Origin of the sequence: Streptomyces sp. NBC_00306, assembly GCF_036169555.1 — a bacterium.
GTDB lineage: Bacteria > Actinomycetota > Actinomycetes > Streptomycetales > Streptomycetaceae > Streptomyces > Streptomyces achmelvichensis.
This window is the reverse complement of sequence record NZ_CP108032.1, coordinates 1,784,234-1,805,114: the sequence shown is the minus strand read 5'-3', so window position 1 is coordinate 1,805,114 and position 20,881 is coordinate 1,784,234. Positions and strand designations below refer to the sequence as shown.

The following is a 20,881-nucleotide window of genomic DNA, read 5'->3' as shown; positions in this document are numbered from 1 at the left end:
ACGGATGAACGCCCTCATGGGAGCGTTCCCGCGGTCCCCGGCCGTCCCGTGCGCGGTTCCGGAGCGCGGCGAAACCCGGTGAAATACGTCTACGCTGGGGGCGGCCCCGGGCCCTCGCCCCTGCCTCTTCGGGCATGCGGCGGTCACCCCAGCCCGGACCCGTACGCCCCGAGGAGAAACAGCAGATGCCCGAAGACCGCCCCACCCTGCCGCCGGTACGGCTGCACTCGGAAGCGGAGCTGGCGCGGGACGCGCTGGCCACCCCGCTGCTGACCAGGGCCGTGAAGCTCGCCCGTTGGGCGGGGCCCGACACCCGGGTGGGTGCGGGCGGCGAGCTGGCCGAGGAGCAACTGGCCGCGGCGGCTGCGGAACTGGGCCTGGACGCCGAGGACGATGGGCCCGCGTATGCGAGCGAGGCCTGGCGTACCGCCGTCGACACCGGTCTGGTGGACGTCGAGGACCCGGAGGACGACGAGGCCGAGTACGGCACCGCCACGGCCGGGGAGAACCTGGCGCTGATCACCTCCGGCGGACCGCAGGACATCCTCGCGATCTGGCTCGACGCGCTGGAGGCCGTGCACGCCGACGCGATCGCCCCCCTGCTGGACGACCTGGCCGACGCGATCGGCGACGACGGCGAGATCGACTACGAGGCACTGGACTGGGACCCGGACGCGGAGGCCGAGTTCCTCGACGGGGTGCTCGGCAACCTCTATCTGCTGACCGTCACCGATGGCGGTGCGGGCGAGGAGCCCGTGCCGCTGCCGGCGCTCGCCGCGTCGATGATCGTGCCGGACGACATGGGCGAGCCGACCGACGACGTGCTGGAGCAGGTCTCGGTGGCGATGATGCGGCTGGACGACCAGTTCCGGCTGCTGGAGCCGGTCGGTCTGGTCGAGTACCGGCCGGTGGACGAGGCGCTCATGGCCGAGGTCCCGGACGACGCCGAGGCTCCGTCCACGGTCGACGAGTCGGACGTCTCGCGGTACGGCCTGGTCAAGCTGACCCCCCTCGGTCTCTACGGCATCCGCACGCGGATGCTGGAGGGCGGTGTCGACGCGCCGGCCGTGGGAGACCTCGCGGACAAGGGCGCCGACGTCCTGCTCGACGGCCTCGCGCACTACCCCGAGCGGGCCGCCCGCGCGGAGACCGAGCAGTGGCTGGCCCGCCGCGAGCCCGCGGTCGCCGCGCACGAACTGCTCGGCGCGGCCCGGGGCGTCGACAAGGGCGCGCCGCTGCGCCGGCTGCACTGCCAGCAGGCGCTCACCCTGGTCGGCGCACAGGCCGAGTCCGAGGTGCGCGCGGTCCTCGACGACGCCGAACTGGGCGGCCTGGCGCGGGTCTGGCTGGCCGAGCGCGGCGCCTCCGACGTGCCCGCACCGCCCGAGTCGATGATCTTCTGGCTCGCCATCGACACGATCGCGGCGCAGCTCGACGCGGACGGCGAACTGGAGGAGCTGCAGGGCCTGGTGGAGGGTCTCGCCGGTCAGCACAGCGGTTTCTTCGACGCGGCCTGGCGGGTGGACCACCCGGCGACGGCGGACGTCCTGGAGGCGATGGGCCGTCTGCACCCGGACAAGAAGGTGGCCAAGGACGCGCGCAAGGCGGCGTTCAAGGCCCGTTCCAAGCCGGGCGCCTGAGGGCGAGGGACCGGGTAGGCGGCGGGGCGCGTCGGCAGCGGCGGGGGCGCGCAAGGCAGCGGTGGGGCACCGGCAGCGGCTGGGACTCGCACGCGGCACCCGCGCCGGCCGCTCGTACCGCGGTTGGGCACTGGCCCCGCCCGCCCGCCCGCGCCGCGGCTGCGCACTGGCCTCGGCTGCCCGCGCCGCGGTTGAGCACCGTCCGCGCCGCGGCTGGCACCCGCCCCCACCCGCCCGCGCCCGGGTCCGCGTCGTGTCAGGTCCGCAGATGCGACGCTCCGTTGAGGTCGAGCACCACGCCCGACGACCACTCCGCCGCCGGGGACGCCAGCCACAGCACCGCCGCGGCGATCTCCTCGGCCGACGCCACCCGGCCGAACGGACTCTGTGCGCGGATCGCCTCTCCCTCCGCGCCGCTCAGCCGGCCCGCCACCCGCTCGGTCTCGAAGAAGCCGGGCGCCACCGACGCGACGGCGATGCCGTAGGGGGCGAGGGACACCGCGAGCGACTGGCCGAGCGCGTGGACGGCCGCCTTGGTCGCCCCGTACGCGGGATGGTCCGGTTCGCCGCGGAACGCCCCGCGCGAGCCGATGTTGACGATCCGTCCGCCGGTACCCGCCTCGATCATGCCGCGGGCCGCCAGATGGCTCAGGTTCGCCGTCGCCAGGAGGTTGACGGACACATGCTGCTGCCAGAGGGCCGTCCAGCGCTCGTAGGGCGTCGAGGGGAGCGGATGCGCCTCGTTGACGGCCGCGTTGTTGACGAGCACATCGATGCCGCCGAGCTCCTCCGCGGCCCGTACGGCGACCGACCGCGCGCCCTCCGGGTCCGACAGATCGCCGCCGAGCAGCACATGCCCGGTGCCGGGCAGGGAGTCGAGCGTGAGGCGCGCCTCCTGCTCGCGTGAGCCGTAGTGCACGGCGACCCGGTCACCGTTCGTGGCGAAAGCCTGCGCGACGGCGCGACCGAGGCCCCGGGAGGCACCGCTGACGAGGACGCGCCTGCCGGTTGCGGGGAAAGTCATGGAATTCAGCGGCCTTTCGGAGTCGGGACGTCTACCGGTGCCCTGTCTACGCCATCTCGAGCGCGGCCCGGTGACCGGCCCCGCCGCATGCCTTCCCTCATCGGCAGGGCATGCGAAAAACCCTTCGCGCGGCCGTATGCCCGCCTTCTAGAGTGATGCCTGTCCAGGTGCGAAGGCAGGACCTACTTCCACTGTTAATGGGGCGGTCGCGGGTTCGAGTCCCGCCATCGGCTTTCCCGCCGATGTAGCTCAGACGGCAGAGCACCTTGTCGGTTCCGCCGGCCTCGACCTCTGGACACATGCTTCATGCACCTCCCGGTGCGCAGGCTGCGGCTACTTCCTTATCCGAAATCACGCCGCCGCCACCTTTGATCTCGGGAGGCCGGCATGCGGGGGTCGTCAAAAGGCGCGGAGTGTGCTTTCCGCATTCCCCGGTGCCGCCCTTCCCCGTCGAATTCGGGGGAATTCACATGGCACGTTTCAATGTGCGCGGCGCGAAGGCGCGGGCCACCTCGCCCGTCCGCTCGACCGGCCGTACGCTCCGTACGCATCAGGGCGGCAAGGGCGTCGAGCGCGACGCGCGGTCCGAGCTCTTCCTGCTCGCCGTGGCCAACTTCGTCTCCCAGCAGACCTTCTACGAGTCGGGCGAGGACCGCGACAGCCGCTTCGCGCAGCTCGTGCGCACACTCGCCGTCGAGGACCCGGAGTGGACCGCGGGCCTGCTCGGATGGCTGCGCGGCGAGGGCAATCTGCGTACCGCCTCGATCGTCGGCGCCGCCGAGTACGTCAAGGCGCGGCTCGACGCGTCCGCGACCGCCGGCCCGTCGAACCGTCAGGTCGTCGCCTCCGTCCTGCGCCGTCCCGACGAGCCGGGCGAGCTGCTCGGCTACTGGACCTCGCGGTACGGCCGGAACGTGCCGAAGCCCGTCAAGCGCGGCATCGCCGACGCGGTCGCCCGCCTGTGGAACGGCAAGGCCCTGCTGAAGTACGACACCGCCGGCAAGGGCTACCGCTTCGGCGACGTCCTCAACCTCGTGCACGCGTCGCCCGATCCGGCAAAGCCGTGGCAGGGCGAGCTGTTCCGCTACGCGCTCGACCGCCGGCACAACCCGGACACCGCCGAGCCGCCCGCCTCGAACCGCACGCTCGTCGCGCACCGGGCGCTGATGGCCGTCCCCGTCGCCGAGCGGCGCGCGGTCGTCACCGCGCCCGACGGCGCCGCCCGCCTCGCCGAGGCGGGCATGACGTGGGAGGCGCTCGCGGGCTGGCTCCAGGGTCCGATGGACGCGGCGGCCTGGGAGGCCGTCATTCCGTCGATGGGACCGATGGCGCTGATCCGGAATCTGCGCAACTTCGACGAGGCGGGTGTCCGCGACGAGGTCGCCGAGCGGGTCGCCGCCGAGATCTCGGACCCGGAAGTGGTCGCGCGGTCACGGCAGTTCCCCTTCCGCTACCTCGCGGCGTACCAGCACGCCCCGTCGCTGCGCTGGTCCTACGCGCTGGAGAAGGCGCTCGGCCACTCGCTGGCGAACGTGCCGTCGCTGCCGGGCCGGACGCTCGTGCTGGTCGACCGCTCCGGCTCCATGTGGGCGCGTCTGTCGGAGCGTTCCGAGCTGAACCGGGCGGACGCCGCAGCGGTGTTCGGCGCTGCCGTGGCCATGCGGGCGGCCCACGCCGACCTGGTGGAGTTCGGCACGACCAGCTCCCGGGTGAGGTACCGCCGGGGCGAGTCGGTGCTGAAGGTGCTCGGCCGCTTCGGCGACCTGGGTGGCACGGACACGACACGGGCCGTACGGGCGCACTACCAGGGCCACGACCGGGTGCTGATCGTCACCGACGAGCAGGCCGCGTACAGCCACTACGGCGACCCGGCCGAGCAGGTCCCGGCGCAGGTGCCCGTCTACACCTGGAACCTGGCGGGGTACCGCGCGGGCCACGCGCCCTCGGGCGGTCCCGGCCGGCACACCTTCGGCGGACTGACCGACGCGGCGTTCCGGATGGTGCCGCTGCTGGAGCGCGGCCACAGCGCCGACTGGCCGTGGGTCCCGACCCCCTGAAGGCCGGGGCCGTTGTGCTCCCATACGACTGACATCTAACATGTCAGTTCATGGGAGCACTGCGGCCCGTCGGGCGGACCTTGCTGCGGGACACCGCCTACGCGGCCATCCGTGACGCCATCGTGTGCGGCGAACTGCCGCCGGGGGAGCCGGTGCGCGACGCCGACCTCGCGGGCCGGCTCGGCCTGTCCCGCGCACCGGTCCGTGACGCCCTCGCCCGGCTCGCCGAGGAAGGACTCGTCGAGACCAAGCCGCAGAGCTACACGCGCGTAACCCGGCTCGACCCGCGGGCCGTGCGCGAGGCCGCCGTGGTGGTGCGGGCGATGCACGAACTCGCCGCGCGGACCGGAGTACCCCTGCTCGGGGCGGACGACGTCTCGGCCATGCGTGAGGCCAACGACCGCTTCGTACGGGCCACCCGGTCCGGCGAGGTCGGCGAGGCGCTGCGGGCCGACGACGACCTGCACGACGTACTCGTCCGGGCCTGCGGCAACCGCGCGGTCGCGGCGACGATCGCCCGCTTCACGCCGCTGCTGCGGCGGCTGGAGTGGCGCCGGTTCGCCGAGGCGGGCGCGCTGGAGTCGGCGGCCCGGCACGAGCGGCTGATCGACGCCTGCGCCGCGGGGGACGAGGACGAGGCGGCCGGGATCACCGCGACGATCTGGCACTCGCTCGAAGCCCTCGCCGACGATCCGGGAAGCGCTCCGGTTCCTGGAGAACAGGCCGACACCCCGCCTGTCCCTGGAGAGCGGGCCGGCGGCGGACAGGACGACGCCCCCTGACCCGAAGGAGCTCAGCATGTCGATCTCGTCGTACGAACGCCATCCGCTGCTGTTCGGCCCCTCCCCGGTGCACCGCCTCGAACGGCTCACCCGCCATCTCGGCGGAGCCGAGCTGTGGGCCAAGCGCGAGGACTGCAATTCACCCCTCGCCCACGGCGGCAACAAGACCCGCAAGCTGGAGTACCTCGTCGCCGACGCGCTCGCCCGGGGATGCGACACGCTCGTGTCGATCGGCGGCGTCCAGTCGAATCACACCCGCCAGGTCGCGGCCGTCGCCGCCCGCACCGGTCTCGCCTGTGTGCTGGTGCAGGAGAGCTGGGTGGAGTGGCCGGACCCGGTCTACGACAAGGTCGGGAACATCCTCATCAGCCGGCTCGCGGGCGCGGACGTCCGTCTGGTGCGCGCCGGGTTCGGGATCGGCGTCAAGGAGAGCTTCGAGCAGGCGCTCCGCGAGGTCGAGGAGGCCGGCGGCCGTCCCTACGCCATCCCCGCAGGCGCCTCCGACCACCCGCTCGGCGGACTCGGCTTCGCGAACTGGGCATACGAGGTTGCCGAACAGGAGAGGGAGCTGGACGTCTTCTTCGACACGATCGTGGTCTGCTCGGTCACCGGCAGCACCCAGGCCGGCATGATCGCCGGATTCGCCGCGCTGGAAGAGGCGGGCGCGCGTCCGCGCCGGGTCCTCGGGATCGACGCCTCGGCGGCCCCCGACCGCACCCGCGAACAGATCGGCCGTATCGCCCGGAACACCGCCTCACTCATCGGGGTGGAGCGGGAGCTGCGCGACGAGGAGATCGAACTCGACGAGCGCTATCACGCGGGCACCTACGGCATCCCCGACGAGGCGACGCTGGCAGCCATGCGACTCGCGGCCCGTACGGAAGGAATGGTGACGGACCCGGTGTACGAGGGTAAATCGATGGCAGGACTCATCGACCTGGTCGAACGGGGAGAAATCGGGTCCAGGGCTGTCGTGCTTTATGCCCATCTGGGCGGGCAGCCGGCGCTCAATGCCTACAGTGCGTTGTTCTGATGCGGCCCGAGGGGCCATACTCACGGTAATGACCAAGTCAGCCGGATCCCGGCGCCATCTGCCCTCCAGTCCCTTCAACAGAACGGCCCCGGCAGCCCCGCCGATCGAGCAGTACGAAGTGGGTGACCGGGTCTCGCACGACCAGTTCGGCCTCGGCAGAGTCATCGCAGTCGAGGGTGACAACGCTGCTGTGCTCGTCGATTTCTCCGGTCGCAAGGGAAGAATTCCGAGCCCTTACTCCAAGCTGGCCAAGCTCTGAGCCCCACCGCCGCCGGGCCCGACGTCGATGCGAACGACGGAGGGCCCGGCGGCTGCGGTTACAGGGCCTGAGCGGCGGGCTTCACCATGCCGCGCACGGTCCGGGACTTCACGAAGTCCCCGATGGCGGTCATCTCCCACTCGCCGGAGAACTGCTTGATCAGCTTCGCCATCATCACGCCGGTCTGCGGCTCCGCGCCGGTGAGGTCGAAGCGCACCAGCTCCTCGCCCGACGCCGCGTCGATCAGCCGGCAGTAGGCCTTGGCGACCTCGGTGAACTTCTGGCCCGAGAAGGAGTTCACCGTGAAGACCAGGCCGGTGGCGTCCGCCGGGAGCCTGCCGAGGTCCACGACGATCACCTCGTCGTCGCCCGCGCCCTCACCCGTCAGATTGTCGCCGGAGTGCTTGATCGCGCCGTTCAGGATGGTCAGCTTGCCGAAGTAGCAGCTGTCCAGGTGGTTGCGGTTGGGGCCGTACGCGATGACGGAGGCGTCGAGGTCGATGTCCTTGCCGCGGTAGGCGGGCTCCCAGCCGAGGCCCATCTTGACCTGGGACAGCAGCGGACGGCCGCCCTTGACCAGGGACACCGTCTGGTTCTTCTGGAGACTGACGCGGCCCTTGTCGAGGTTGATCTTCCCGGCGCCGGGGGCGGGAGCCGCCGGGGGAGCGGCGGGGGCCGGAGGGGCCTGGGCGATCCGCGGGTCGGGTGCGGCGGGTGCGACCGGGGCGGGCTGCGCCGCGGGAGCCGCGGGTGCGGGGGCCGCCGCGGGCTCCTCGTCGACCGAGACGCCGAAGTCGGTGGCGATGCCCGCCAGTCCGTTGGCGTACCCCTGGCCGACCGCACGGGCCTTCCAGGCGCCGTTGCGCAGATAGATCTCCACGATGACGAGCGCGGTCTCGGAGCCGAGCTGCGGCGGGGTGAAGGTGGCGAGCGCGCTGCCGTCGTCGGCGTTGCGGATGGTGGCGGTCGGCTCGATGCCCTGGAAGGTCTGGCCGGCGGCGTCGGGGCTCGCCGTCACGACGATCTTCTCGATGCCGGGCGGGACGGCGGCCGTGTCCACGATGATCGCGTCCGGGGCGGTACCGCCGCCGGAGCGGTGACTCACACCGGGGCCCGCAGGCTGGTTGTAGAAGATGAAATCGTCATCGGAGCGCACCTTGCCGTCGCCGGTGAGCAGCAGGCCCGAAACGTCGAGCCGCACCGGGGCGGCGACGTCCACCGCCACGCGAGCGGCGGAGAGAGGGATGTTCGAGCCGGGGGTCATAGCTGTCATGCCAGGGGTAACGAGCGAGGGCGCTTTACCGTTCCCTTACTGTTCTCACCGGTTGCGGGGGTGATTTCTGGCCGCTCGCTCGTTCCCGAACTTGTACGCGCCGGTCCAGCGCGCCATCACCAGCTGCGCGTCACCGGCCTCCACCTCCGCCAGGAACTTCTCGGCGCGCGGTCCGCGCAGGGTGCCCGCCGACCGGCCGCGGTGGGTGATGACGACGCTGCCGTCGCCGCGCTGTTCGTACGTGAATCCGAAGGGTCTCGCCATGGCAGACATCCTGGCGGGTGAGCGGCGCCGGTGGCACGCGAATATCGGCCGGCCGGGGGCCTGCCGGGGCCGGTCGGTAGAGGGCCGGTCAGTACGGCCACTGCGGCGGGTCGGTGACGAAGTGGCCCCCCAGATACGCGTGGTCCGGGTTGTCCGGGTCCAGTTCGCCCTGTTCGGCGACGAGCTTCTCCGCGTACTGCTCCGAGTCGTCCTGCGGGTCGTACCCGAGCGCGCGGGCCGTCGAGAGGTCCCACCACAGGCGGGTGTTGGCGGACGAGCCGTAGACGACGGCGTGGCCGACCTCCTCGGCGGTCAGGGCGGCGTGGAAGAGACGTGCGCCGTCGCCGGGGCTCATCCACACCGAGAGCATCCGTACCGACGTGGGCTCCATGAAGCAGGAGCCGATGCGGACCGAGACGCTCTCCACGCCGTGCTGGTCCCAGTAGAGCTGGGCCAGGTCCTCGCCGAAGCACTTGGACAGGCCGTAGTACGTGTCCGGCCGGCGGGGTGTGTCGATCGGGATGAGCGCGGACGGCGCGATCGGGGCGTCGCCCCGCGGGCGGGGGGTGAAGCCGACGGCGTGGTTGCTGGAGGCGAAGACCACGCGCCGGACGCCCTCTTCCCGGGCCGCTTCGTAGAGGTTGTACGTGCCCTCGATGTTGGCGCGCAGGATCTTCTCGAAGGGGGCTTCCAGCGAGATGCCCGCCAGATGGATGATCGCGTCGACACCGCGGACCGCCTCCCGCAACGCCTCCTTGTCGGCCAGGTCTGCGGTGATGGCCTCCGGCTCCCCCTCGATCGGGGTGGCGTCGAAGAGCCTGAGTTCGTAGCCGTACGCGGGAAGCAGTCCCCGCATCAGCGTGCCGAGGCCGCCTGCTGCGCCGGTGAGCAGGACGATGCGAGGTGCGGGCATGGATGGTTCTCCTTGAAATGCTCAGGTCCGTAGACAGCATTCACATGCATGGACACGCTAGGGAGTGGCCGGGGCACCGTCAAGTGTGGCCCGGACGGTCCGGCTCCGCCTCTGAGTTGCGGTTTTCCGTCTTGACCTGCCCGGCCCGGCTGCCCTAGCGTGACGGCGTTCAGAGATATGGACGTCGATCAGAATTGTGCACGAGTCGCGGAGGCTCGGTGCACGGCCCAGGGAGCGCCCGTGACCACAGCCCCGCTCGCCGCCCGGCTCACCCGGGTCCAAGGACCGCTGTTCTTCCCCGTCACCCCGTACGGACCCGACGGCTCCGTCGATCTCGACACCCTCCGGGCCCATGTGCGCGCGGGCGTCGACGCCGGGGCGGCCGCGGTGTTCGCCTGCTGCGGGACGGGCGAGTTCCACGCCCTCACCCTCGAGGAGTTTGGACAATGCGTCGCCGCGGCGGTGGACGAGACCGCCGGCGCGGTGCCCGTCGTCGCCGGAGCGGGCTACGGCACCGCCCTCGCCGTCCAGTACGCGCGGACCGCCGAAGAGGCGGGCGCCGACGGACTGCTCGCGATGCCGCCCTACCTCGTCGTCGCCGACCAGGCCGGACTGCTGCGCCACTACACGGAGCTGGCCGCGGCGACCTCCCTCGACGTCATCGTCTACCAGCGCGACAACGCCCTCTTCACCCCCGAGACCGTCGTGCAACTCGCCGCGACCGACGGGATCATCGGCCTCAAGGACGGCTACGGCGACCTCGACCTGATGCAGCGGATCGTCAGCGCCGTCCGCCGCGACGCCCCCGAGCGGGACTTCCTCTACTTCAACGGGCTGCCCACCGCGGAACTCACCGGCCTCGCCTACCGCGGCATCGGCATCTCCCTCTACTCCTCCGCCGTGTTCGCCTTCGCCCCCGACATCGCCATCGCGTTCCACCGCGCACTGGCGTCCGGCGACGACAAGACCGTGAACCGGCTGCTCGACGGCTTCTATGTGCCCCTGGTCGAACTGCGCAACCTGGGCCGCGGCTACGCCGTCTCGCTCGTGAAGGCCGGTGTGCGCCTCGAAGGGCTGGACGTCGGCGAGGTGCGCCCGCCGCTCAGCGAGCCGGCCGAGGTCCATGTCAAGGCGCTGGCCGGTCTCATCGAACGCGGCCGGGCCCTGCTGGAGGAGCACGCGTGAAGACCTCCGTCTTCCTCTACCCCTGGGACGTCGTCGGGGACCCGGACGCCGCGGCCCGTATCGCCGGCCTCGGAGTCCAGCAGGTCACCCTCGCCGCCGCCTACCACTCCACCCGCGCGCTGACCCCCCGCCACCCGCGGCACCGCATCGTCACCGCCGAACATGCGTCTGTGCTCTACGAGATGGACGAGGAACGGTGGGCGGGGCGTGAGCTGCGGCCGTACGCCCCCGGAGCCTGGGCGTCCGGCGACGCGTACGGGGAGGCGGCGGCCGCCCTCGCCGACGCCGGCCTGGAGGTGCACACCTGGGTGGTCCTCGCCCACAACTCCCGTCTGGGCGCAGAGCATCCGGACACCTCCGTCGTCAACGCGTACGGCGACCGGTATCCCTGGGCACCCTGCATCGCGCGACCCGCCGTCCGGGAACTGGTCGTGCATCTCGCGGCCGAGGCGGCGGCGCGGCCCGGCGCGCGCGGCACCGAGCTGGAGTCCTGCGGCTGGTACGGCCTCGCCCATCTGCACGCCCACGACAAGATCGCCGGCGTGGGCCTCGGCGACGCGGCCCAGTATCTGATGTCCCTGTGCTTCTGTTCCGTCTGCGGCGAGGGATACCGGCAGCTCGGCCTGGAACCCTCCGTGCTGGCGGCCGCCGTACGGGCGGCGCTGGAGCCGGTCTGGGCGGGGGAGGCGCCGGGGGACGCGAGCATCGACAAGCTGCTGGGCGCCGAACTCACCGCGGCGACACTCGACTTCAGGACCCGCACCGCACGGACGCTCCAGGAGGACACGGTCGCCGCGGTGCGGGCCGCGGCCCCCGACGGCTTCCAGGTGCTGCTGCACGCCGACCCGGTGGCGTACCACTGCGGGGCCAACGCGGGCGTCGACCCGGCGCACATCCTGTCCGTCGCGGACGGTGTGGTGGTGCCGTGCACCGGTGGCGCGCAGCTGCTGAAGCCGTTCGCGGACCGCCGCGGGCACGCGGACGTACTGGCCGCCAACCTCACCGTGGTCGGCGGGATGGGCGGCAGCCCGGGCACGCTGGCCGGGGACGCCGCGCGGGCCGCGGAGCTCGGGGCGACGGAACTGCGGCTGTACCACGCGGGGTTGGCGTCGGACGCGGACCTGGAACTGGTGGCGGAGGCGGTGTCACGGGTGGGCTGAGCCTCCTGCGGATCCTCGGGCACCGGAGGGGACAGGCGCGCTCCGCCGCCCTCGCAGGGCCGCTGCCAGTACCAGTCCCGCCGCGCCCGTCACCGACAGCAGCACCCTCACGTCGACCACCGCGACCAGCCCCGCACCCACCGCGAGCGCCACCGCGTTCGGGGCGAACACCAGGGTGTTCGCGGTGGCGGCCGTGCGGCCGAGGAGCGCGTCCGGAGTCTCCCGCTGCACCGCCGTCAGCGCCGCGACCAGGACGCACGGCAGCCCCAGCCCGATCGCCGTGCTGCACGCCAGAGCCGCCGCGTCGAACGGCAGCGAGCGCAGCGCCACCGCCGCGGCGAACAGCGCGGTGCCGGCGGCGGCGTACGTCCGCTCCGGCATCCTGCGCAGCAGCGGGCCTGCGAGCAGTCCGCTGATCACCGACCCGACGCCCTGCACCGCGTACAGCACACCGACATACGCGGGGGAGCGGCCGAGCACCTCGTCGCTCACGGCGAAGATCAGCGCGCCGTTCAGGCCCGCCAGCAGCATGACCGTGCCGCCGCCCAGCACCAGAGGGCGCAGCACCGGCGAGTGCCACAGAAACCTCACCCCCTCGGCGGTCTCCGAGCGCCAGGTGCCCGCGGCCGGGCGGACCGGCCGCTCCTCCGGTACCCGCAGGGTCATGAAGATGCCGGCGGCCAGCGCGAACGAGAGTGCGTCCAGCAGCGCCACCGAGGCGCCGCCGAACCGGGCGAAGAGGCCCGCCCCGGCGAGCGGCGCGATCAGTTTCATGCCCTCGTTCGCCGTCATCCGCAGCCCGTTGAAGTCGCCGAGCAGTCTGCTGTCCACCACCGTCGCGACCAGTCCCGCCTCCGCCGCGTCGTGCACGACGGTGCTCATCCCGTAGACCACGAGGACGGCGAACAGGATCCACACCCGCGCCGCCGAGTCCACCGCCAACAGGGGCAGCAGGAGCAGGGACATCGCGAGGTTGGTACGGATCAGCAGCGGCCGGCGGCGCACCCGGTCCGCGACCGTTCCCAGCAGCGGGCCGGCCGGCACCGGAGCCCACATCGCGAACGTCGTCAGCGCCGCCAGACTGTCCGACCCGGTCAGCGACTTGACCCAGATGCCGGACACCAGCCACATCGCGGACGAGCCGAAGCCCGACACGACCACCCCGGCCAGATACAGCCCCGCATTGCTGTCCCGCAGCACCGCACCCGTCCGCCGGCCCACAGCCCACCCGCCTCTCCCGATCCCGTCGTGAGGGTCAGCGTGACGACTGAGGAGGCCGCGGCGGATCGGGCAGGTGACCTACAGCCGGCGTGCGGCCGGACCCTGTCGGCCGTCGTCGCGGGTCTTGACGCGGGACGCCGTAGACGGACAAGCTCACAGCGTCGTACGTCGTATCTCATATATGACCCAGCAGAACGCGAGCCGTCGATGTCCTTTGCTCCGGCCTCCATCCCCTCCCGCACCCAGTACGTGCTCGACACCGTCAAGCACGCGATCCTCACCGGCGGGCTGCGGCCCGGGCAGGCGCTCGTAGAGAGTGAACTGGCCGCGCAGTTCGGGGTGTCGAAGACACCGGTGCGCGAGGCGCTCAAGACGCTCGCCGGCACCGGCCTGGTGGTGATGAGCCAGTACAAGGGCGTCACCGTGCGCACGGTGGACACCGCCATGGCGCACGAGGTGTACGACGTGCGGCTGCTGCTCGAACCGGAGGCGGTGCGCCGGTCGGTCCGCCGCTCGGCCCCTCCGGACGCCGCGGGCGAGGCGCTGGCGAAGGCCGATGCCGCCGCCGACCGCGCGGAACGCTCCTTGGCCAACCGGGAGTTCCACCGCGCCCTGTACCTCCCGTGCGGCAATCCGATGCTGGTCCGGATGCTCGACGACGTACGCGACCAGGCAGCGCTCGTCTCGGCCGTCGCCTGGGCCGCCGACCCGTCGTGGGAGCGGGAGGCGGCCGAGCACCGGGAGATCCTGCGGCTCGCGGCGGCCGGTGACGCGGAGGGGGCGGCCCACGCCCTGTACGACCACATCGCCGCCTTCCTCCGCCGCGCCTTTCCCCAGCAGGGCTCCGCCGAGCCGCGCTCCCCCGAGGAGGACCACCGATGACCGAGGAACGTCACACCGCCCTGCGCGCCGCGCTCGCCGATGCCGTGGCCATCCCCGTGACCCCGTTCGCCGAGGACGGCACGGTCGACGAGAAGGCCCAACGCGCCCTGCTGCGCAGGATGATCGACGCCGGGGTCACCACGCTCACGCCCAACGGCAACACCGGAGAGTTCTACGCACTGACCCCCGACGAGCGCCGCCGGGCCGTCGAGGTGACCGTCGAGGAGGCGGACGGGGCGGCCACGGTCGTCGCCGGCGTCGGGCACGAGGTGCCGACCGCCGTCGCGGCCGCCCGGCACGCGGCGGAGGTCGGGGCCCGGCTGGTGATGGTGCACCAGCCGGTCCACCCGTACGTCTCGCAGGACGGCTGGATCGACTACCACCGCGCGATCGCCGACGCCGTACCGGAGCTCGGGGTCGTCCCGTACATCCGCAACGCGCACCTCACCGGTGGCACGCTGGCCGAGCTCGGGCGGCTGTGCCCCAATGTCCTCGGTGTGAAGTACGCGGTCCATGACGCGGCCGCCTTCGCCGCCTTCGCCCGTGACGCCGGCCTCGACCGGTTCGTCTGGGTCGCCGGACTCGCCGAGCTCTACGCGCCCTCCTACTGGGCCGGCGGCGCCACCGGCTTCACCTCCGGGCTCGTCAACGTCGCCCCGGAGATCTCCCTCGCCCTGCGGGACGCCCTGCGCGAGGGCCGGTACGCGGACGCCATGGACATCTGGGAGCGGATCAGGCCCTTCGAGGAACTGCGCGCCGCCCACCAGTCGGCGGACAACGTCAGTGTCGTCAAGGAGGCGCTCGCCGCACTCGGACTGTGCCGCCGTGACGTGCGTCCGCCCAGCCGCGTCCTGGCCGGGGAGCGGCGTGCCGTGGTCGCGGATCTCGTCCGGGGCCGGTTCGTATGACCGACCGCAGTCCCGAACAGCTGCGCAGCCACCAGTGGTACGGCACAAAGGGGCTGCGCTCGTTCAGCCACCGCGCCCGTACCCGCCAGCTCGGCTACCTCCCCGAGGAACACCTCGGCAAGCCGGTCATCGCGGTCCTCAACACCTGGTCCGACATCAACCCCTGCCACGTCCATCTGCGCGACCGCGCCCAGGCCGTCAAGCGCGGGGTCTGGCAGGCCGGCGGCTTCCCGCTCGAATTCCCGGTCTCCACACTCTCCGAGACCTTCCAGAAGCCCACCCCCATGCTCTACCGCAACCTGCTGGCGATGGAGACGGAGGAGCTGCTGCGCTCCTATCCCGTCGACGGCGCGGTGCTGATGGGCGGCTGCGACAAGTCCACACCCGCCCTGCTGATGGGCGCGGCCAGCGCCGATCTGCCCGCCGTCTTCGTCCCCGCCGGGCCCATGCTCCCGGGCCACTGGCGCAACGAAGTGCTCGGCTCCGGCACGGACATGTGGAAGTACTGGGACGACAGGCGCGCCGGGCTGATCGGTGACGCCGAACTGGCCGAGCTGGAGAACGGTCTGGCCCGTTCGCCCGGAACCTGTATGACCATGGGCACCGCCTCCACGCTGACCGCCGCCGCCGAGGCCCTCGGCGTGACCGTCCCCGGTGCCTCGTCCGTCCCGGCCGTCGACTCCGGGCACGAGCGGATGGCCGCCGCGTCCGGCCGCCGGATCGTCGACCTCGTACGCCAGGACCTCAGGCTGTCGCGCATCCTCACCCGCGAGGCCTACGAGGACGCCGTCGCCACCGTGCTCGCGCTCGGCGGCTCCACCAACGCCGTCATCCATCTGATCGCGATGGCCGGCCGCTCCGGTGTTGCGCTCACCCTCGACGACTTCGACCGCATCGCCCGCACGGTCCCGGTGCTGGCGAACGTCCGCCCCGGCGGCCGGTATCTGATGGAGGACTTCCACTTCGCGGGCGGACTCCCCGCCTTCCTCACCCGGCTCACCGACGTCCTGCATCTGGACCGGCCCACCGTGGCTCACCCCACCCTGCGCGAACAGCTCGCCGGGGCGCTCGTCCACAACCCCGACGTCATCCGCCCACGGGACAAGCCGCTGGCCGACGAGGGCGGGGTCGCGGTGCTGCGCGGCAACCTCTGCCCCGACGGCGCCGTCATCAAGCACATCGCCGCCGATCCCCGGCTGCTGAGGCACACCGGCCCCGCCGTCGTCTTCCCCGACTATCGGACCATGCAGCGCACCATCGACGATCCGGCGCTCGGTATCACCGCCGACCATGTGCTCGTGCTCCAGGGCGCGGGCCCCCGAGGCGGCCCCGGCATGCCCGAGTACGGCATGCTGCCGCTGCCCGGCCATCTGCTCCGGCAGGGCGTACGCGACATGGTCCGGATCTCCGACGCCCGGATGAGCGGCACGAGTTACGGCACCTGCGTCCTCCACATCGCCCCCGAATCGCACATCGGGGGCCCGCTGGCACTGGTCCGCAGCGGCGACCCGATCACCCTGGACGTCGCGGCCCGGACACTGCGGCTGGAGGTGCCGGACGCGGAGCTCGCCGAGCGGCGGGCGGCCTGGACACCACCGCCCGAGCGGTACGAACGGGGGTACGGCGCGCTCTACGGCGAGCAGATCACGCAGGCCGACACCGGCTGCGACTTCGCCTTCCTCGCCCGGCCGGGCAGGAACCCGGACCCGTACGCGGGTTGAGCCGCGGGCCCGGCGGGCGTCCGTCGTACGATGCGGCCTGCCCGCCGTCGTACTCAAGGGGTACCGCCGTTGCGTTCCACGAGGCTCGCCGCACTGCTGGGCGCCGTACTGACCCTGGTCACGATGCAGTTCACCGGGGAGGCGAGCGCGCGGGCCGACTCCGAAGACATCCGCGGGCAGCTGGAGCGCATCCCCGGCATGACGGTCGTCGCGGTGGGCGAGAAGCAGGGTCACCCGCACTACGCGCTCACCTACGCCCAGCCCGTCGACCACCGCCGGCCCGGGCGGGGCAGCTTCACCCAGCGGCTCACCCTCTGGCACAAGGCGACCGACCGGCCCACGGTGCTGCACACCGGCGGCTACACCCTGGCCTCCGGCACCGCCCAGGTCACCACGGTGCTCGACGCCAATCAGGTGTCCGTGGAACACCGCTACTTCGGCCCCTCTCGGCCCGCGGGCGCGGCCGGGGACGACTGGTCCAAGCTCACCGTCTGGCAGGAGGCGAGCGACGAGCACCGGGTGACGCAGGCGCTGCGCGTCATCGAACGCGGCCGGTGGCTGGGTACCGGAGCGAGCAAAGGCGGTATGACGGCGACCTATCACGAGCGGTACTACCCCGGCGATCTCGACGCCGTCGTCGCCTTCGTCGCACCGAACGACGCCGACAACGCGGACGACAGTGCCTACGACCGCTTCTTCGCGACCGTCGGCACGGCCGAGTGCCGCCACGCACTCGACGCCGTGCAGCGCGAGTTGCTGGTCCGGCGCGAGCGGCTGCTGCCGATGTTCGAGGCGGACGCCCGGAAGAACGGCGACACCTTCGAGGAGACCCTCGGCACCACGGACCGCGCCTACGAGTTCGCCGTGCTCGACCAGGTCTGGAACTTCTGGCAGGGCGGCAGCGCCGCGGACTGCCCGGACGTCCCCGACGCGCGGACCGCCGACGACGACGAGCTCTACGACTGGTCGACGAAGCACGGCCTGCACGTCTACAAGGACGAGAACCTCGGCACCAACGGCACGGGCCCCTACTACCGGCAGGCAGCCACCCAACTCGGCTGGGCGGACCTGGCGTTCCCGCATCTGCGCGGGGTCCGCCGCCACCCCGGGCTCTACCGGCCCGACTCGGTGCTCCCGGCCGCGATGCGCGGCGCGTACGACAACGGGCCCATGGCGGACGTGGACCGGTGGGTGCGGACCAGCGGCCGGCGGATGATGTTCGTCTACGGGGAGAACGACCCCTGGAGCGCCGAGCAGTTCACGCCGAGCCGCCACGACTCGTACCGCTTCGTGGCTCCCGGCACCAACCACGCGGCACAGCTCACGGATCTGCCCGCGGACCAGGAAGCGGCCGCGGTCGCGACGCTCAAGCGGTGGGCGGACGTTACACACCGTTGACCTGAAAACGCTCGCCCGAGGGGCACAATCCCAGCTGTCTTCACCGGCCGGACCGTCCCCGAGGAGAGCCATGTCCGCACAGGTCGACCAGTACTTCCGCATCAGCGCACGGGGCTCGACCTATGCGCGGGAGATCCGTGGCGGCTTCGCCACCTTCTTCACGATGGCCTACATCCTCGTGCTCAACCCGATCATCCTCGGCAGCGCCGAGGACAAGTTCGGCCACCAGCTCTCCGCGGCCGAACTGGCCACGTCCACCGCGCTGGTGGCGGCCGTGATGACCGCGATCATGGGCCTCGGCGGGAATCTCCCGCTCGCCGTGGCCGCCGGACTCGGGCTCAACGCCGTCGTCGCCTTCCAGATAGCCCCGCTGATGAGCTGGCCCGACGCGATGGGTCTGGTGGTGCTCGAAGGCATCCTCATCTGCGTCCTGGTCGTCACCGGACTGCGCGAGGCGATCATGCACGCCATCCCCTCGTCGCTGAAGCAGGCGATCAGCGTGGGCATCGGGCTCTTCATCGCCTTCATCGGGTTCGTCGACGCCGGGTTCGTCACCCGCATCCCCGGCGACGAGAGCACCGTGCCGGTGCAGCTCGGCGGCAGCGGTCAGCTCTCCGGCTGGCCCGTGCTGGTCTTCTGCGTCGGGGTGCTGCTCACCGTCGCGCTGATGGCGCGCAAGGTGAAGGGCGCGATCCTCATTTCCATCGTCGTGACGACCGTCCTCGCGATCGTCATCAACGAACTCGCCACCGTCGACCGGCTCGCCTGGGGCCTGACCGTGCCGGCCGTGCCCGACGACGTCGTGGCCGCGCCCGACTTCGGGCTCGTCGGCGCCTTCAGCCTCTTCGGCGCGTTCGAGCAGATCGGCGTCATCACGCTGGTGCTGCTGGTCTTCACCCTGATCCTCAGCGACTTCTTCGACACCATGGGCACCGTCGTCGGCATCTCCAGCGAGGCGGGCCTGCTGGACGAGGACGGCAAGGTCCCGAACCTCGGCCGGGTCCTGCTGATCGACGGCGCCGCGGCTGCGGCAGGCGGGGCCGCCTCCGCCTCCTCCAACACCTCGTACATCGAGTCGGCCGCCGGCGTGGGCGAGGGCGCCCGTACCGGGCTCGCCTCCGTGGTCACCGGTGCCCTCTTCGGACTGGCGCTCTTCCTCACCCCGCTGCTGACCGTCGTCCCCGCCCAGGCGGCCGCCCCGGCGCTGGTCGCCGTCGGCTTCCTGCTGATGGCCCAGGTACGGCACATCGACTGGGAGCGGTACGAGATCGCCATCCCCGCGTTCCTGACGATCGCGGTCATGCCGTTCACGTACTCCATCACCAACGGCATCGGCGCGGGCTTCATCGCCTACGTCGTCATCAAGGCGGTGCTCGGCAAGGCACGCGAGGTGCACTGGCTGCTGTGGGGCACGGCGGCGCTGTTCGCGGTGTACTTCGCCATCGACCCGATCGAGCAACTCCTCGGAGTTTCCTGAGCTTTGTCCGGGTGGGCGCGCTCGGGAAAGAATGCGCCCACCCGACGGAACGTTTCGCGCGGACGGCTCCTCTGGAGGGTGACGGATTCCCGAGTCGCCGCAGGAGGACCCATGTCGTACCGGCTCAGCACCACCGTTCCGCCCACCCGCGCAGCCGTGCTCGTCGTCTCGGTGCTCACCGCGGACGCCCTGCTCCACCTGTACTGGGCGACGGGCGCGACCTGGCCGGCGGCCGACGAAGGGAGCCTGTCCCGAGCGGTTCTCGGCAGGGACGTGCCGTTCACACCGCCGGTCCTGCTCCCTCTCGTCGCCCTCCTCCTCGCCGCGGCCGCCCTCGTCGGCGCCCACTCCCGCCGCCCCGGCCACCGGGTCCTCCGTCTTTGCACCCTGGCCGTGGCCGCGGGCCTCTCGCTGCGCGCCCTCGCGGGGATCTACTGGCTGTTCGCCGAGGAGACCGGCACCGCCTTCCACCGGCTCAACCTTGTGCTCTACACCCCCCTGTGCGCCCTCCTGGCATGCGCCGCCCTGCGCGTGGCGTGGTGGAAGGACGCGGCCCGTGCCCGTTGAGCGACCGGACGATCTGACGGCCCGGCTCGTGCGAGCCGCCCAGCGCGGAGACACGCTCGCCATGGCCGAACTCCTGGACCTCCTCGCGCCGTACGTGGGCCGCGTCTGCGCGCCCATCGCCCTGGACCAGGGAGCGGACGCGGCGCAGGAGGCCCTGGTGGCGGTCTTCCGGTCGCTGCGCACCCTGAAAGACCCGGCCGCCCTGCACGGGTGGGTCCGGACGATCGCCGTGCGCGAGGCGGTCCGCACCGCCCACCGCTCGGCCCGCACCGTACCGGCCGATCTCAGCGCGCTCCCGGCCCGCGGCGACCCCCAACTCTCCGCCGACATCAGGGACGTACTGGACCGGCTCTCCCCGGAACACCGCGCGGTGCTGATGCTGCGTGACGTGGAGGGCCTGGACGAGCGCACCGCCGCGGCCCTGCTCGGTGTGCGCACGGGCACCGTCAAATCGCGGCTGCACCGGGCCCGCGACACCTTCCGGAAGGCGTGGACGTCATGAACGAACGCTGGCCGACCACCGACCTCGACTCCGTACGCCGCCTGCATGCCCTGGCCGCCGGCGTCCGCGGCGCCGCGGTGACCGAGGCGTACGTCGACGCACCCTTCGAGCGGGTCTGGTCCCTGCTGGGCGACCTGGAGGGCGGATTCGGCCAGGTCGTGACGGACATGGAGCGGCTGCGCGTCGTGAGCCGACAGGGGGAACACCTCGAGGCGCAGGCCCGCAGCAGGTACGGCATGCGGGCCCGGCTGCGCGGTGTGCAACGACCGGGCTGGTGCTGGCTGCAGAGCCGCTTCCTGCTGATCGGCGTCGCGGCGACCCCCGAAGGCGGGGGCACCCGGGTCGCGTTCACCGGGGGCGTACGGCTGCCGTCCCGCGCCGCGTTGATCCCCGTGGGGGTACGCCGGGAGGGCAACCGCAGCGTGGAGAACCTGAGGGCGCTGCTGTGAGCCGGACAGCGTTCCTCGCGAAGGACGGCATCGGCCGGCCGGATGTCAGGACGGCACGTCCTCGCCGGGCCCGGGCCGTCGCGCACCGCGTGATCATGGCGCTGTGTGCCGTCTCCTGACGCGCAGTTATCATTGATCTTGACCACTGCCGTGTCCTGGGGGGACA

General features: G+C 72.1%; 20 protein-coding genes and 1 tRNA gene. 16 read left to right on the top strand and 5 right to left on the bottom strand.

The features are described from left to right. Positions 1-185: 185 nt before the first annotated feature. Entirely contained in the window at positions 186-1,640 is a 1,455-nt protein-coding gene (locus OHA05_RS08135; protein ID WP_328860172.1) for a hypothetical protein, read from the top strand. A gap of 256 nt (positions 1,641-1,896) precedes the next feature. Here OHA05_RS08135 and OHA05_RS08130 read toward each other — a convergent pair whose 3' ends face one another. Then, entirely contained in the window at positions 1,897-2,664 is a 768-nt protein-coding gene (locus tag OHA05_RS08130) for an SDR family NAD(P)-dependent oxidoreductase (RefSeq protein ID WP_328860171.1), read from the bottom strand. A 157-nt stretch (positions 2,665-2,821) separates the two neighbouring features. Here OHA05_RS08130 and OHA05_RS08125 point away from each other — a divergent pair. From OHA05_RS08125 to OHA05_RS08105, 5 genes are all read left to right on the top strand, one after another. Further along, positions 2,822-2,897 (top strand) — tRNA-Asn (locus OHA05_RS08125). A gap of 237 nt (positions 2,898-3,134) precedes the next feature. Beyond that, on the top strand, positions 3,135-4,721 hold the full coding sequence (locus OHA05_RS08120) for a TROVE domain-containing protein (RefSeq protein WP_328860170.1): 1,587 nt from the start codon (positions 3,135-3,137) through the stop codon (positions 4,719-4,721). A gap of 50 nt (positions 4,722-4,771) precedes the next feature. Continuing rightward, a complete protein-coding gene (locus OHA05_RS08115) occupies positions 4,772-5,503 on the top strand; it encodes a GntR family transcriptional regulator (protein WP_328860169.1) in 732 nt (243 codons plus the stop codon). Between the two features lie 16 nt (positions 5,504-5,519). Beyond that, complete coding sequence (locus OHA05_RS08110) at positions 5,520-6,536, top strand: 1-aminocyclopropane-1-carboxylate deaminase (RefSeq protein ID WP_328860168.1); 1,017 nt, start codon at positions 5,520-5,522, stop codon at positions 6,534-6,536. Between the two features lie 28 nt (positions 6,537-6,564). Further along, a complete protein-coding gene (locus OHA05_RS08105) occupies positions 6,565-6,795 on the top strand; it encodes a hypothetical protein (protein ID WP_313947053.1) in 231 nt (76 codons plus the stop codon). A 58-nt stretch (positions 6,796-6,853) separates the two neighbouring features. Here the strand turns inward: OHA05_RS08105 and OHA05_RS08100 are convergent, their stop codons facing one another. From OHA05_RS08100 to OHA05_RS08090, 3 genes are all read right to left on the bottom strand, one after another. Beyond that, the gene (locus OHA05_RS08100) at positions 6,854-8,068 is read right to left on the bottom strand and encodes a TerD family protein (protein WP_313947054.1); all 1,215 of its coding nucleotides are present in this window, start codon (positions 8,066-8,068) and stop codon (positions 6,854-6,856) included. 45 nt (positions 8,069-8,113) lie between these two features. After that, positions 8,114-8,332 carry a hypothetical protein gene (locus OHA05_RS08095; RefSeq protein WP_313947055.1) on the bottom strand — a complete coding sequence of 73 codons (219 nt, stop codon included), beginning with the start codon at positions 8,330-8,332 and terminating at the stop codon, positions 8,114-8,116. 88 nt (positions 8,333-8,420) lie between these two features. Continuing rightward, on the bottom strand, positions 8,421-9,245 hold the full coding sequence (locus OHA05_RS08090; RefSeq protein WP_328860167.1) for an NAD-dependent epimerase/dehydratase family protein: 825 nt from the start codon (positions 9,243-9,245) through the stop codon (positions 8,421-8,423). 240 nt (positions 9,246-9,485) lie between these two features. Here OHA05_RS08090 and OHA05_RS08085 point away from each other — a divergent pair, with 240 nt between their 5' ends. Together OHA05_RS08085 and OHA05_RS08080 are read left to right on the top strand one after the other, a co-directional pair. Continuing rightward, positions 9,486-10,430, top strand: a complete 945-nt coding sequence (locus OHA05_RS08085; protein ID WP_313947057.1) for a 5-dehydro-4-deoxyglucarate dehydratase — start codon at positions 9,486-9,488, stop codon at positions 10,428-10,430. After that, positions 10,427-11,590, top strand: coding sequence for a hypothetical protein (locus OHA05_RS08080; protein ID WP_328860166.1), 1,164 nt, complete (start codon positions 10,427-10,429; stop codon positions 11,588-11,590). The genes OHA05_RS08085 and OHA05_RS08080 overlap by 4 nt, the downstream gene beginning before the upstream one ends. On the opposite strand, the gene OHA05_RS08075 is transcribed toward OHA05_RS08080, so the two are convergent. Continuing rightward, the gene (locus OHA05_RS08075) at positions 11,576-12,811 is read right to left on the bottom strand and encodes an MFS transporter (protein ID WP_443043651.1); all 1,236 of its coding nucleotides are present in this window, start codon (positions 12,809-12,811) and stop codon (positions 11,576-11,578) included. The two genes, OHA05_RS08080 and OHA05_RS08075, sit on opposite strands and share 15 nt — an antisense overlap. 207 nt (positions 12,812-13,018) lie before the next feature. On the opposite strand from OHA05_RS08075, the gene OHA05_RS08070 reads away from it, so the two are divergent. The 8 genes from OHA05_RS08070 (at position 13,019) to OHA05_RS08035 (ending at position 20,715) form a co-directional block, all read left to right on the top strand. Continuing rightward, positions 13,019-13,693, top strand: coding sequence for a GntR family transcriptional regulator (locus OHA05_RS08070; protein ID WP_328860165.1), 675 nt, complete (start codon positions 13,019-13,021; stop codon positions 13,691-13,693). After that, complete coding sequence (locus tag OHA05_RS08065) at positions 13,690-14,601, top strand: dihydrodipicolinate synthase family protein (RefSeq protein WP_313947060.1); 912 nt, start codon at positions 13,690-13,692, stop codon at positions 14,599-14,601. The genes OHA05_RS08070 and OHA05_RS08065 overlap by 4 nt, the downstream gene beginning before the upstream one ends. Continuing rightward, positions 14,598-16,322: an L-arabinonate dehydratase gene (araD, locus tag OHA05_RS08060; RefSeq protein WP_328860164.1), complete on the top strand. Its 1,725-nt coding sequence runs from the start codon at positions 14,598-14,600 to the stop codon at positions 16,320-16,322. Before OHA05_RS08065 ends, araD begins: the two co-directional genes overlap by 4 nt. Positions 16,323-16,391: 69 nt before the next feature. Further along, positions 16,392-17,720, top strand: coding sequence for a S28 family serine protease (locus OHA05_RS08055; RefSeq protein ID WP_328860163.1), 1,329 nt, complete (start codon positions 16,392-16,394; stop codon positions 17,718-17,720). Between the two features lie 70 nt (positions 17,721-17,790). After that, the gene (locus tag OHA05_RS08050) at positions 17,791-19,197 is read left to right on the top strand and encodes an NCS2 family permease (protein WP_328860162.1); all 1,407 of its coding nucleotides are present in this window, start codon (positions 17,791-17,793) and stop codon (positions 19,195-19,197) included. Positions 19,198-19,308: 111 nt separating this feature from the next. Then, on the top strand, positions 19,309-19,764 hold the full coding sequence (locus OHA05_RS08045; RefSeq protein ID WP_328860161.1) for a DUF3995 domain-containing protein: 456 nt from the start codon (positions 19,309-19,311) through the stop codon (positions 19,762-19,764). Then, positions 19,754-20,266: an RNA polymerase sigma factor gene (locus OHA05_RS08040; RefSeq protein WP_328860160.1), complete on the top strand. Its 513-nt coding sequence runs from the start codon at positions 19,754-19,756 to the stop codon at positions 20,264-20,266. The genes OHA05_RS08045 and OHA05_RS08040 overlap by 11 nt, the downstream gene beginning before the upstream one ends. Further along, the gene (locus OHA05_RS08035) at positions 20,263-20,715 is read left to right on the top strand and encodes a hypothetical protein (RefSeq protein WP_328860159.1); all 453 of its coding nucleotides are present in this window, start codon (positions 20,263-20,265) and stop codon (positions 20,713-20,715) included. The genes OHA05_RS08040 and OHA05_RS08035 overlap by 4 nt, the downstream gene beginning before the upstream one ends. Positions 20,716-20,881: the final 166 nt, after the last annotated feature.